The sequence below is a fragment of the Erwinia piriflorinigrans CFBP 5888 genome (genome assembly GCF_001050515.1).
GTDB lineage: Bacteria > Pseudomonadota > Gammaproteobacteria > Enterobacterales > Enterobacteriaceae > Erwinia > Erwinia piriflorinigrans.
In genome coordinates this window covers 65,646-78,203 of record NZ_CAHS01000023.1, presented here as the reverse complement: position 1 = coordinate 78,203, position 12,558 = coordinate 65,646, and the positions used below count along the sequence as shown (strand labels likewise).

At 50.2% G+C, this 12,558-nt stretch carries 11 protein-coding genes; 5 read left to right on the top strand and 6 right to left on the bottom strand.

Annotated features, from left to right (window positions below; genetic code table 11):
* Positions 1–13: 13 nt before the first annotated feature.
* From sodA to EPIR_RS17480, 5 genes are all read left to right on the top strand, one after another.
* Positions 14–631: a superoxide dismutase [Mn] gene (gene sodA, locus EPIR_RS17500; protein ID WP_023656830.1), complete on the top strand. Its 618-nt coding sequence runs from the start codon at positions 14–16 to the stop codon at positions 629–631.
* Between the two features lie 323 nt (positions 632–954).
* Positions 955–2,460 (top strand): sugar ABC transporter ATP-binding protein, encoded by a 1,506-nt coding sequence (locus tag EPIR_RS17495; protein ID WP_048698066.1) that lies wholly within the window; start codon positions 955–957, stop codon positions 2,458–2,460.
* On the top strand, positions 2,457–3,464 hold the full coding sequence (locus tag EPIR_RS17490; RefSeq protein WP_023656827.1) for an ABC transporter permease: 1,008 nt from the start codon (positions 2,457–2,459) through the stop codon (positions 3,462–3,464). The genes EPIR_RS17495 and EPIR_RS17490 overlap by 4 nt, the downstream gene beginning before the upstream one ends.
* 22 nt (positions 3,465–3,486) lie before the next feature.
* Positions 3,487–4,554: a sugar ABC transporter substrate-binding protein gene (locus EPIR_RS17485; RefSeq protein ID WP_023656826.1), complete on the top strand. Its 1,068-nt coding sequence runs from the start codon at positions 3,487–3,489 to the stop codon at positions 4,552–4,554.
* A 659-nt stretch (positions 4,555–5,213) separates the two neighbouring features.
* Positions 5,214–5,483, top strand: coding sequence for a FaeA/PapI family transcriptional regulator (locus EPIR_RS17480; RefSeq protein WP_023656823.1), 270 nt, complete (start codon positions 5,214–5,216; stop codon positions 5,481–5,483).
* Positions 5,484–5,578: 95 nt separating this feature from the next.
* Here EPIR_RS17480 and EPIR_RS17475 read toward each other — a convergent pair whose 3' ends face one another.
* The 6 genes from EPIR_RS17475 to EPIR_RS17445 all read right to left on the bottom strand — a co-directional run bounded on the left by EPIR_RS17475 (position 5,579) and on the right by EPIR_RS17445 (position 12,278).
* A complete protein-coding gene (locus EPIR_RS17475; RefSeq protein WP_023656822.1) occupies positions 5,579–6,202 on the bottom strand; it encodes a response regulator transcription factor in 624 nt (207 codons plus the stop codon).
* A gap of 560 nt (positions 6,203–6,762) precedes the next feature.
* A complete protein-coding gene (locus EPIR_RS17470; RefSeq protein WP_023656821.1) occupies positions 6,763–7,125 on the bottom strand; it encodes a YibL family ribosome-associated protein in 363 nt (120 codons plus the stop codon).
* A 73-nt stretch (positions 7,126–7,198) separates the two neighbouring features.
* The gene (locus tag EPIR_RS17465; RefSeq protein ID WP_023656820.1) at positions 7,199–7,744 is read right to left on the bottom strand and encodes an MltR family transcriptional regulator; all 546 of its coding nucleotides are present in this window, start codon (positions 7,742–7,744) and stop codon (positions 7,199–7,201) included.
* A gap of 71 nt (positions 7,745–7,815) precedes the next feature.
* Entirely contained in the window at positions 7,816–8,964 is a 1,149-nt protein-coding gene (locus EPIR_RS17460) for a mannitol-1-phosphate 5-dehydrogenase (RefSeq protein ID WP_023656819.1), read from the bottom strand.
* A 100-nt stretch (positions 8,965–9,064) separates the two neighbouring features.
* Positions 9,065–10,996 (bottom strand): PTS mannitol transporter subunit IICBA, encoded by a 1,932-nt coding sequence (locus EPIR_RS17455; protein ID WP_023656818.1) that lies wholly within the window; start codon positions 10,994–10,996, stop codon positions 9,065–9,067.
* 565 nt (positions 10,997–11,561) lie between these two features.
* Positions 11,562–12,278: a DUF3053 domain-containing protein gene (locus EPIR_RS17445; RefSeq protein ID WP_023656816.1), complete on the bottom strand. Its 717-nt coding sequence runs from the start codon at positions 12,276–12,278 to the stop codon at positions 11,562–11,564.
* Between the last annotated feature and the right edge of the window lie 280 nt (positions 12,279–12,558).

The following is a 12,558-nucleotide window of genomic DNA, read 5'->3' as shown; positions in this document are numbered from 1 at the left end:
TGGAGTGAAGAATATGAGCTATACATTGCCATCCCTGCCTTATGCATACGATGCACTGGAACCCCATTTCGACAAGCAGACGATGGAAATCCATCATACTAAACACCACCAGGCCTACGTGAACAATGCCAATGCCGCGCTGGAAGGGACTGAGTTCGCCAACCTGCCGGTTGAAGAGCTGATTGCTAAACTGGACCAGCTGCCGGCTGATAAGAAAGGCCCACTGCGTAATAACGCAGGCGGCCATGCTAATCACAGCTTCTTCTGGAAAGGTTTGAAAACCGGTACCACTCTGGGTGGCGATCTGAAAGCAGCCATTGAGAAAGATTTTGGTAGCGTTGACGCTTTCAAAGCAGAATTCGAAAAAGCGGCAACGACCCGTTTCGGTTCTGGCTGGGCGTGGCTGGTGAAAAAAGGCGATAAGCTGGCGGTGGTTTCTACTGCTAACCAGGACAGCCCGCTGATGGGAGAAACCATTTCTGGCGCATCCGGCACCCCTGTCATCGGTCTGGACGTGTGGGAACACGCTTACTACCTGAAATACCAGAATAAGCGCCCTGACTATATCAAGGCGTTCTGGGACGTCGTGAACTGGGATCAGGCAGCAGCGAACTTCGCCGCCGCTAAATAAGCTATCCACGATAATAACCGGCGACCCGTTCGCCGGTTTTTTTTGCCTGCTAACCGTATAAATGCATCTATCTCCCTGGCTCATCTGGTTATTTTTTCATTCATTCCACGGCAAAAGAGCAGCATAACCGTGCTGTTTTCAACCTAATTCCGCTGTTTTCCTCTCATTAAAGACCTTTCACCAGCGCTTAAAACTGTATTTAATGGACGTCTGGATGGCTAATAATAACTTGTGCTAGCTTATCTCTTTTCGTTTGTTGCTTGCCGTAACAATCCATTCAAAAATGCGGTTCGTCCACTTTTTTAGCCAGAGAAAACATGCCCATGACCGCGATAAATCGCCTTGATATGCGCCAAATTTCCCTCTCCTTTGGCGATTTTGCGGCGCTTAAATCCGTCGATCTGACCCTTGAAGGGCATTCTGTACATGCGTTGACGGGGGCTAACGGTGCCGGGAAATCGACGCTAATGGCGGTGCTTTCTGGCGCGCATGAACACTATAGCGGAGAGATCTGGCTAGACGGCCAGCCGGTGACGATCCGTAGCCCGCGTGATGCCAGGTTGCTGGGCATTCACTTGGTACAGCAGGAGGTGGATGTGGCGCTGGTACCCGGTCTGAGTGTGGCGGAGAATATTATGTTGGATCGGCTGGCGGAGAAGGGGCATCTCTTCAGCTGGGGCGAGATGCGCCGTCAGGCGCGGGCGCTACTGTCACAGCTTGATGTGCAGATAGACGTTCGACGTCGGGTGGATCGCTGCTCGCTGGCTGAAAAGCAGCAGATCCTGCTGGCGCGTGCGCTGTCGCATCACTGCCGTTTCCTTATTCTCGACGAACCCACCGCTCCCCTTGACCAGCATGAAAGCGCCAGACTGTTTGCCGTGGTGCGCCAGCTACAAAATCAGGGGATCGGCGTGGTGTTTATTTCTCACCGCATTCATGAAATTAAAGCAATCTGTGACCGGCTGACGGTGCTACGCGATGGTGAACGTGTCGAGAGTGGCCCGATGCAAGGGCTGAGTGGGGAACAAATTATTGAGAAGATGCTGGGCCACCCGCTGGATGACATCTATCCACCGCGCCGTCTGCCGTTAAGCGCGGAAAAACTGCTGCATATTGCCGGGCTGCACGACGAGAAGCTGCTGAAGGAGATTAACCTGACTCTGCGCAAAGGCGAGATCCTCGGTATTGCCGGGCTGGCCGGAGCGGGTAAGACCGAGCTGTGCAAGGCACTATTTGGTGCCAGCCGCAGCCGCGTACAGCACGCTGAGCTGCACGACCAGCCGTGGAAACCCTCATCTCCCCATATGGCGGTGAAAAACCGTATGGCGTTGATCCCCGAAGAGCGCCGCAAAGAGGGCATTTTTATTGCCGAGTCGGTGATGATGAACCTTAGCGTGAGCGCAGATAACAGCTTTTCGCGCTGGGGCCTGTTCGGTCATCGCCAGGCATGGCGCTGGGCGGAAGAGGTGGTTGCGCGGCTGGGTATCCGTACCACCGGGCCGAGGCAAACTCTGCGTCACCTGTCAGGTGGCAATCAGCAAAAAGTCGCCATCGGAAAATGGCTGCGTAACGATGCGGATATCCTGATTTTTGACGAACCGACCAAAGGTGTGGATATCAAGGCTAAAACCGATCTGTTTACCCTGATTGACGGGCTGGCACGCGAGGGCAAAGGGGTAATCTATGCCTCGGGTGAATTTGCCGAGCTGATTGGCCTGTGCGACCGCATCTGCGTACTGTGGGATGGTCGAATTGTGGCGGAAATAGCCGCCGATGGCGCTGATGAAGAGACGCTTTTACTTTATTCTACCGGAGGAACACCTGCGTGAGCAGCAAAGAACTTTCCCTGAAAGCGGCCCCGTCCGCACGTCATCAACTCTTTGATTTTCTCTATAAGTGGGGAATGTTACTGACGGTTGTCGCGCTGATCGGCGGTTTCGGTATCGCGTCGGATACCTTCCTTGAACCCACTAACATCATCAATATTTTGCGTTCAATTGCCATCGTGACGGTGATAGCGATTGGTGTATCGATATCTCTGACTATTGGCGGTTTTGACCTTTCGGTTGGCTCTACCGCCTCGTTGGCTAACTCGCTGGTTATCTCGCTGTTTGTCTGGTACGGCTTTGGGTCGACTGAGGCTATCGCTCTGACTCTGCTGTTGTGCACGCTGGTTGGCCTGTTTAACGCCTTTATGATCGTGGTGCTGAAGATCCCCGATATGCTTGCCACACTTGCCAGCCTTTTTGTGGTACAGGGCGTGGCGATGACGTACAGCTATGGCGGATCGATTACCGAGAATATGGTGCTGCCGAGCGGGGATATGGCTGAGGGGGCGATCCCGGCGGTATTTTCACAGCTCGGGCAGGTGCCTATTATCGTTATCGTTATGCTGGTGGTGACGGTGGTGGCACAGCTACTGCTGTCGTTGACCAAACATGGCCGTCGCATGTATGCCATCGGCGGTAATCCTGAAGCCGCGCGGCTTTCCGGTATCCGAACACAGCGCTATCGCGTGCTGGCCTATGTGATTTCGGCGTTGCTGGCCGGGCTTGGCGGCATTTTGCTGGCTTCACGCATTGGTTCATCACAGGTGAATGCCGGCGGGGGTTATCTGATGGATGCCGTTGCCGCCGCATGGATCGGCTTATCGCTCGCCGGAGCGGGCAAACCTAACGCGCTGGGAACATTACTCGGTGCAGTGATTTTGGGCGTTTTACAAAACGGCCTGGTGATGCTGTCAGTCCCCTACTACGCGATGGATATTATCAAAGGCTTGGTGCTGGCCGTTGCGCTGGCAATCACTTATGTCCAGCGCGCCCCAGGTTCGTAACTTTTAAACAGGGTTATTAAAAATGAAAAAATTCACACCGTCTCTACTGGCCTTGAGCCTGTTCGCGACATTACCTGTCTTTGCTGCCGATACGGCTGTACCTGCTGCGATAGCTAACCACGCTGGCCCGGTACGTGTTGCGGTTATTCGTAACCTCGGTTCCGATGATAATACGACGCAGTTTGTCGCCGGAGCCGTTCAGGAAGGTCGCAAGCTGGGCTTTAAAGTCAGCACCTTTCTGAGCAACGGAGACGATGCCCGCTTCCAGGACTTTGTTAATCAGGCAATTAGCCAGAAATATGACGGTATTATCCTGTCTCATGGCAAAGACCCTTACTCAACCGCACTGGTGAAACGCATCTCCGAAGCGGGGATCAAAGTGGCGGTATTTGATACGCCGGTCAACCAGGCGATCGATGGCGTGACGGTGACGGCACAGGATGATGCTTCACTGGCACAGCTTTCCCTTGACCAGCTGGTTAAAGACAGCAATGGTAAGGCGAACATCGTAAAACTGTGGGTTGCGGGGTTCCCGGCGATGGAACGTCGTCAGGTGGTTTATGAGAAAGTGCTGAAAGCGAATCCTGGTATACATCAGCTGGAGTCGATTGGCGCGGTCTCCTCTGATGTGCAGGGCGACACGGCCAACAAAATTGGCGCTATTCTGGCGAAATATCCCAAAGGCAGGATTGACGCGATCTGGGGTTCATGGGATGCATTTGCCCAGGGTGCTTATAAAGCTTTGCAGGAGAACGGACGTACTGAAATCAAGCTCTATAGCATTGATGTATCCAATCAGGATTTGCAGCTGATGCATGAGAAAAACAGCCCCTGGAAGCAGACCGTTGCGGTTGACAGTAAGCTCATTGGAGCAACGAATATGCGCCTTATTGCCAATAAAATAGGGGGTGAGCAGACGCCCAGCAGCTATCAGTTCAAGGCATCTGCTATCTCACAGGCAGATCTGGCTACCCAGAGCGGGGCGGTGAACGTTGCCACGCTAAACAAAATTATTCCGGGTTGGGGGAGTTCTACCGACTTTATAGCCCCGTGGTTTGCCAGCCTGGAAGAGAAGTACGCAAAAAAATAGCCAAGGGTAGTGACCTTCTTATCTAATGGCTTACCTGCTGCATGGGTAAGCCATTTTTTTTTCTATCCTTTTTTTATTTCAGATACGGACTTTTTTCTCCATAGCAATAACAAGGCTTTTCCTTTGGCGATGATAACGTTGGCGTGACGGCCCGTAAATATCTGTTATAGCCTCAAGCTGGTGGACTGTGACAATAAGACATTCTGTTACTCCATTATAATTGCTGAAGTTGTTGCCGGATAAGGTGATGTTATGTTCTCCCGATCCTTTGAGCTGGCAAAATGGAATTGATAATGTAAATTTTTCCGTCGGCAAGTTTTTTTTGTTATCTCATCGTTTTATCGTAAAAGGGGTAGGGCGGCTTTTTATCTTAATATTGTTAAAATGAGCGCTGACTGTGTTATTTATTTCGTCGAAAAAGAATAAGGGTGTTGCTTTTCAGGTTATTAATTTAATATTTTTGATGTTTTTATTGTTCTAAAATACTTTATGTTTAAAAAGCATCTTGAATAGGGTGTTAATGCTAATAATTTTTAATAATTGAGATTAAGTTTTTTTTTACTGTTTTGCGTATTATCATTGGTTTGATAAGTCTTTACAATTTTGAGGATTTACACACTCATTCGGCAGGAGCCGGCTATAAAAAAAGGAGCAGTACAATGTGTGAGAGCCGCATCAAAAACACTAAGCGGAAAATGTCTGTAGATAAAGTCATAAGAGCGATAAATGAATTCTTTGAAGAGCATGACTCTAATCATTCCCCCTCAGTTTCTGCCAGTACCAGAGATATTGCAAACAGATCGGAACTTAGTATATATAACGCCAGACACATATTAATTAAACTTGAGCAAGAAGGTTTTATCACCTCATTTAGAAAAGAAAACAGCAAAAGCTTGTATTGGAACAAGACGGGATCTTTCAAGAGTTAACTTTATCAGTTGTTCAGCGATGGCGTATTTTCTGGCAGGATACGCCAAAATTAAAGCGGTATCAGTAACGCCAGGTTTTATCATTGTTAGTCAGGTTAACCGCTGCGCAGCGCTTCACACCACCCTTCCTGAATTAACCAGTAGCTAAGCTCTGCTGGCCGAACCATATTGAGTTTCGACATAATGTTTCGTTTGTGCGCACTGACGGTCTTTTCACTGATATTCAGGAAGCGTGCGACACCACCATTGGTAATGCCTCGCGCCAGGTAACGCAGTATTTCGGTTTCACGGCGAGTTAAGTTGTTATTGGAACGATTAACCCCGGAAGGGGAAGGCATGGCACGAAAATTATTCAGCTGTTCCATTTGCGTGTTGACCACCGACAGCATACTTTCAACTGACTGATTGCGATAAATGATCGCATAATGATGAATGCTGTCCATTCTGATATCAGGGGCATCATCTGTACCGGGGGTATTTTTAATGATAAAAACGCATAGCGGTCGCATCGACATACGGCGGTTCAGATAGTGAATATTCGCTACAGATAAAGACTCTTCTGCCAGAAAGATGATTTTAGCCCGACTATTAAATGCGGATTCAGTATAGTTTGCGTTTATTCCTTGTTTCAAAAAGTTTTCGTAAACACTAATTTTTAATCCTTCAAAATAGAACCGATTAGGATCATTAATGACAATCGTAACATTGTTTTTTTTCATAGAAAATTACCTGAATATATCCCTAAAAAGAGGCGGTGATTGATTGCCGCCACGAAACTCCTGCATAGTGTCTTGCTAAAATATTATATTGAAAATAATCTGATGATGATATAAAAGTTTGCCGCATTGGTTATTACGATATTTGATTTGGCTTTAAGGGGTTTAATCTGCTAAATAAATCGCGATTTTGTAATATTGATTTTTTTTCGATACTAAATATCGATGTGAAATAACACGATTTCTCATTCTTTAATATCATTATTATTGCTTGTGATTGGTGTTACGAAAGAGGGAGGGGGTTTAAAGATATTGCTCAATCAGCGACGAACAGATGGCGGACCTTAGTTGTACCGCCTGTGAAACGGTTACAGGTTCTGTTTAACCCTTTTATGATGATTAACGATTTTAATAAAGGTTAATGCCAGCATACAGAAGAGACCCGTATTGAGAATGAAGCGCTGCCGTCCGGTTGACGTTTTTGCGAGGGGGGAATGTGCTGGAAGAAACATGAAAAGCAGGATGACAGCATCCTGCTTGCAACGTGACAAGAAAGAGATGGCTTAAAACGAGGTTTTTGCGAAGCCGGTCATCTCTTTCAGGTTCATCTCTCGTCCCAGTGCGGTGGTGGGGTGAACAATCACTAATCCGCGCACGCTTTTTTTTAGCGCACCCATATTGGCCTGCTCTTTTTTAGTGATTGCGCGGCTGAACGGCAGTTTCTGCAACTGTTGTGCTTCTTTGCTCAACTTCTCGGCGCGCACACCACGCAGGCGCTCAATTTCTGCTTCTAGTTTATCTTTCTCTTTAAGCAGCTCACCCAGTTTCTCACTGTCACCCGAGGCCAGCAGGGCCGGTTCTTTGTGATTTAGCGCATCCAGTTTGTCACTGAGCTCTTTAATTTCTGTCTGTACTTGTTCTTTCATCACGTTCAACCATTAAATTCATTCATTACCGCAAAGGATACACGAAAGCGGGGTAAAGAGGGAAAGGAGTCGGTCACTTTTTGAAAGCTCGCTTCAAACTCAGAAGTGAAATGAGCGCAGTCAGCGACAGCACCATCGTGGAGCGCACCACCTGCTGATACCGTTGCTGCTGCATTGCACGCAGTTCGCTATCATGGCCAGGAAGGTCGGGGCATGCGGGTAACGTACCGACGCAGTGCAATGCACTGACCGGCCCGACGATCTTATCGTCAGTGAAAGGGTATTCGTTTCCGTCATGGTTCAGCGCTTCGTGCAGTGCCATCAGGCGATCGCAGTCTTCATATTCGTTGCGATTAATCACCCCCAGCCCATAAATCAGCTTCAGACGAACTGACAGCTCACCCAGCGGGCCATCACCCTGTAGCAGAGGCTCCACGGCATATTTGACCGCATAATCATCTTTGCGAAATACCTGTCCCACCAGCATATCAACCGCTTCTGCCAGCATGTCGACGGCCGCGATCAGCAGGCACCTCACCGAGCGTCCAGCATTCAGACGCTCAAGTACCCGATTTTCAAAAGCCTGGGGTTGTCTGATCAAAGGCTGTATATCATTCATAGCGCAACATTTTTTTGCACGGGCACGGCGCTGGCTGTGCCTTGTTCGTCCCTGATGAGCGCTGCACCGAATTAAGCCAGCGCGTTCGAGGCTTTCACTACCGCCCTAACGACATCGCTGTCCCTGTCCAGGCCTGAAATTTGAGCCAGCGTAGTGGCAACATCCTGACGGGATAGCAGGGCGGCAAGTTCAAGCGCCTGCGGGTCCCGATCGTTACGATAATGCAGTGCGGCCGCAATGCCGGTGACCAGATTGTCATTCGGCAGATGATACTCCAGGGTACCCAGAGTCGGTTTAATCAGGCGGTCGCCCGCACTCAGCTTGCGCAGCGGCTGGCGGCCCACGCGTTCGACATCATCATTCAGATACGGGTTTTCGAAGCGGTTGAGGATTTTCTCGATGTAAGCGGCATGTTTATCCGCCGCAAAACCATAGCGTTTGATCAGCACTGCACCGCTTTCTTCCATCGCTCCCTGCACGACCGCCCGAACTTTTGTATCCAGAATCGCTTCGCGAATGGTTTTATGGCCGGCGAGCTGCCCGAGGTAGGCGGCAATTGCGTGACCGGTATTAAGCGTAAACAGTTTACGTTCGACAAACGCCATCAGGTTATCAGTCAGTTCCATGCCCGGGATCGTTGGCAACTCGCCTTTGAATTGAGTTTTATCAACAATCCACTCGCTGAAGGTTTCTACCGTGACTTCCAGCGGATCGCTGCTGTCTGCCGCAGACGGTGGAACGATGCGATCGACCGCAGAGTCGACAAAGCCGACATGCTCTTCCAGCCAGGCGTGATACCGTTCGGGCAGGGCCTGTAGCACATGCGCTTTAAGTTGCGTGGTACCACGCACCATATTTTCACAGGCAATAATATTTAGCGGACGGGAATTAGCGCTATCGCTGCGTTTGGCAATGCCTTTCGCAATGCCACCGGCAACGCGTTGCAGAATGTGTGGGCCAACCGCCGTGGTAACGATATCAACCTCTGCAATCAGCGCGGTAATCTCTTCGCTGGTGCTGTGCACGGCATTGACCCCAGTCACCCTCTCAATCTGCGCCTGCTCACCCACCACATGAACCGGATAGGTGCCACGGGCGTTCAGAGCATCCAGAACGGCCTGGTTGACGTCAGCAAAAGTGAGCTGAACTCCGGCATCGGCCAGCAGTTTGCCAATAAAGCCACGGCCGATATTACCGGCACCAAAATGTAACGCTTTCATAAATATTCCCGTATCAATGATGCAAGGCTCCGGTATCCCCGGAGCCAAAATGACGCTGGGCGCGCATCCCAGCTCCTCAAAGGTATAGTGGCAAACCGCCTCAGGTGCTGGCTTTACCGGACAAGAGTTGCAGAACTTCCTGTACATCAGCCGTGGTTGCCAGGCGTGCAATCACACTGTCATCGTCCAGCGCATTCGTCAGGCTGGTAATGACCTGGATATGCTCGTTATTGCGCGCAGCAATACCAATCACCAGACGAGCGATGTCGTCAGGTTCCTCACCAAAGTGAACTCCGGCGGGGTATTGGCAGAATACGATGCCGGTTTTCAGCACGCGATCTTTCGCTTCGACCGTTCCGTGTGGTACGGCGATAGATTCACCCAGGTAGGTTGGCGTCAGTTTCTCACGCGCCAGCATTGCCTCCACGTACTCTGCCTCTACATAGCCGCCTTTCACCAGCTGCTCACCGGCAAAGCGAATCGCCTGTTCTTTATGGGTGGCATGATTGTTCAGAAAAACGTTACTGGCGCTGAGTTTGAACAGGTTCTGCTGGTTTTCATCAAAGCTGTCATTGAGCACCGCGCTGACTTTCTCAAGATGTCCGGCAGTGCGGTCTGCTTTCATCAGGCGTTCCGTCAAATCATTATACAGCCCGCTATCAAGGAAGTTTGTCAGAGAAATATGCTGGGCATGAGGTGCCTGGCGCATCGCCCGCTCAGTCAGATCGCGGTGGGTGATCACCAAGTCAACATCCCCCGGCAGGCTGTTGATTGCGCTGTTCGTCACAGAAATATGAGTCAGGCCCGCTTCGATTACCTTCTTACGCAGTACGCCCGCACCCATTGCGCTGGAGCCCATGCCGGCATCGCAGGCCACAATGATTTTGCGTACGTGGCTCAGATCGCCTTGCAGGTCATCGGGCCCTGCGACGGCCGATGCAGACGTACCTTTGGACTGAGACTTCATCTCCTGCATGCGGCGTGTTGCCGCTTCAATGTCGTCAGACTCCTTCACTTTGCTGGTTTTCAGCAGAATAGCCGCGACTACAAAGGAGACCGCAAAGGCCGCCGCAATTGCCGCGATGTTAGCGAAGTAAGCCCCTTTGGGCGTCATCGCCAGTACGGCAAGAATCGACCCCGGTGAAGCCGGGGAAACCAGGCCGCCGTTTAACAGTGTCAGGGTAAAGACGCCGGTCATACCACCGAGGATCACGGCGATAATCAGACGAGGGTTCATCAGCACGTATGGGAAGTAGATTTCGTGGATACCCCCGAAGAAGTGGATAATTGCGGCTCCACCCGCTGACTGCTTGGCGTTGCCACGCCCAAAGAACATATAGGCCATCAGCACACCCATGCCCGGGCCTGGGTTAGCTTCAATCAGGAAGAAAATCGATTTACCGGCTTCGCTTGCCTGCTGGATACCCAGCGGCGAAAAGATACCGTGATTGATCGCGTTATTCAGGAACAGAATCTTTGCCGGTTCGACGAATACAGAGGTCAGTGGCAGCAGATTATTCTGTACCATCAGATTGACGCCAGCGGCGAGAAGATGGGACAGACCCTGAACCAGTGGACCAATCGCCAGAAATGCGAGAATGGCCAACAGCATGCCGATAATCCCGGCAGAGAAGTTGTTCACCAGCATTTCGAACCCGCTTTTGATCTTGCCATCAATCCGGCGATCGAAGGTTTTGATTGCCCAGCCGCCCAAAGGACCGGCAATCATCGATCCGAGGAACATCGGCATATCGGCTCCGGCAATAACGCCCATCGTGGTGATTGCACCCACTACGCCCCCGCGATCGCCGCCAACCAGACGCCCACCGGTATAACCGATCAGTAGCGGCAGCAGATAGGTAATCATCGGTGCGACCAGTTGCGCCAGCGTGGCGTTGGGCAGCCATCCGGTTGGGATAAATAGCGCGGTAATGATACCCCAGGCGATAAACGCGCCGATATTTGGCATGACCATATTACTCAGAAAACGACCAAAGCTTTGAACCTTGATCTTAATATCTGATGAGGACATATAAACCCACCTCTTATAAGTACGCGCTAACCCAATCAGAGAGCACGCTGATTTTTGTATGAGACGTTACGGCGCGGGCCGCTGGTGTCACTGTAAGTCGGCTGACTCTATCATGCGAATATGACGCTTGCGTAGTCAGGGGATTAAATGTGACGTGTATCACTAAGTTGTGGGGGTGGGATGATATTATTTAGTGACCTTAATCACGAAATATAGAGACGTAAAAAAATAGCTGTCGAAAAAACGTCCGCAAATGGCTTTGTTTTGTGACTTTAGTCACAATTATATTTTCGTCTTTTATATTTATAATGTGATTTATTTCACAAAAAATATTACCCCTTTCACCTGCCTCGGCCCGGAGAAACATAAAGTCATGCGGATTACATTGATAATCCTGGCAAGAAAAGAAATTCTGTTTAGCTTGGGCTATAAGAAGAGCTTTAAAAAAGGGATACACCAGTGGCATTAAAGCTGAAAAGTAGGCTGGTTGTGATGCGGCTGAATACGCTTAACGCGAGGTCAATCTCGAAGGGGCAACGTTGTTGCCCCTCTGCGTTTGTGGCGTTTAGTTAGCGTCACCCTGTAGCAAGCGCTGCGCCTGAGATAAGGCCTGAACGTTGGTGCTCAAATTACTCATCAACGTATTGTACTGCGTGGCCTGCTGCTGGGTCGGGAACTGAATCGCCGGGCCGTTAAAGCTGACGTTTGTTCCCTGCTGCTGAAGAAAATCACCGGCCTGTACCGCGTCCTGGCTCAGCGTTTGTAATACGGGAAGCAGCGGTGTCAGTGATGCGGCGGGCTGGGTCACCACTTTGTCGAACACATTGTCGTACACCGTTTTCAGATCTTCCGGCTGCTTCAAGGTTGATTTGCTGCTGTCTGCCTGATTTTTAGCCGTTTGAATCTGCTGGCCGAGCACGCCAAGTGATCCGCTCGCCTGACGCAGCATCTCACGGTGTGTCAGGTAGTCTTGCGGTGTGCGAATCGCAGCAAGCTCATTGACCACGGGTTTGAGACCAGAATCGACTGCCCGGTTAATCTGTTGGGCAAAGCCGTAAAGAATGGCGTAATCGCTGACATAATTGCCAAATTTTTGCTTCTGATCTTCGCTCAGGCTGGGTAAATGCTCACCGCTGCGCATCACCGTATTCTGTAGAAAATCGATAAATGCCTTGCGCTGATCGGCTTCTTTATCGCCGCAGCCGGTCAACTGTATCACCAGAAACAGTGCCATAAATGGCACCAGCGCACGCGTCCAGATGCGTGATAATCCTGTCGTCATAAGAAATTAACTCCTGTTAACGAATACCTGTCGGTTTTGTCTGCTCAATATCTTGCGTAGAGAATAGTCGAAATCAATTTTTATGGATAGGTGTCTCTGCGCATCTTCATTTTTATGCTGTTTTCCCCCCTGCGGCGGTAGTCGCAGGGAGAAAAAATCTGAAAGATCGATCAAAGTTCCTGAAATGATCTCATACTTAGAATCCTGGCGTTTCCCATTTTACTGCCTGTAAAGTGTCCTTGTGGCAGATATCCGCCAGTATTCAGAACCTGATTTTCAG

What these genes read in the sequence shown, in the direction of transcription:
- sodA (WP_023656830.1), top strand. Translation starts at nt 14, where the DNA reads ATGAGCTATACATTGCCATCCCTGCCTTATGCATACGATGCACTGGAA.
- EPIR_RS17495 (WP_048698066.1), top strand. Translation starts at nt 955, where the DNA reads ATGACCGCGATAAATCGCCTTGATATGCGCCAAATTTCCCTCTCCTTT.
- EPIR_RS17485 (WP_023656826.1), top strand. Translation starts at nt 3,487, where the DNA reads ATGAAAAAATTCACACCGTCTCTACTGGCCTTGAGCCTGTTCGCGACA.
- EPIR_RS17480 (WP_023656823.1), top strand. Translation starts at nt 5,214, where the DNA reads ATGTGTGAGAGCCGCATCAAAAACACTAAGCGGAAAATGTCTGTAGAT.
- EPIR_RS17475 (WP_023656822.1), bottom strand. Translation starts at nt 6,202, where the DNA reads ATGAAAAAAAACAATGTTACGATTGTCATTAATGATCCTAATCGGTTC.
- EPIR_RS17470 (WP_023656821.1), bottom strand. Translation starts at nt 7,125, where the DNA reads ATGAAAGAACAAGTACAGACAGAAATTAAAGAGCTCAGTGACAAACTG.
- EPIR_RS17465 (WP_023656820.1), bottom strand. Translation starts at nt 7,744, where the DNA reads ATGAATGATATACAGCCTTTGATCAGACAACCCCAGGCTTTTGAAAAT.
- EPIR_RS17460 (WP_023656819.1), bottom strand. Translation starts at nt 8,964, where the DNA reads ATGAAAGCGTTACATTTTGGTGCCGGTAATATCGGCCGTGGCTTTATT.
- EPIR_RS17455 (WP_023656818.1), bottom strand. Translation starts at nt 10,996, where the DNA reads ATGTCCTCATCAGATATTAAGATCAAGGTTCAAAGCTTTGGTCGTTTT.
- EPIR_RS17445 (WP_023656816.1), bottom strand. Translation starts at nt 12,278, where the DNA reads ATGACGACAGGATTATCACGCATCTGGACGCGTGCGCTGGTGCCATTT.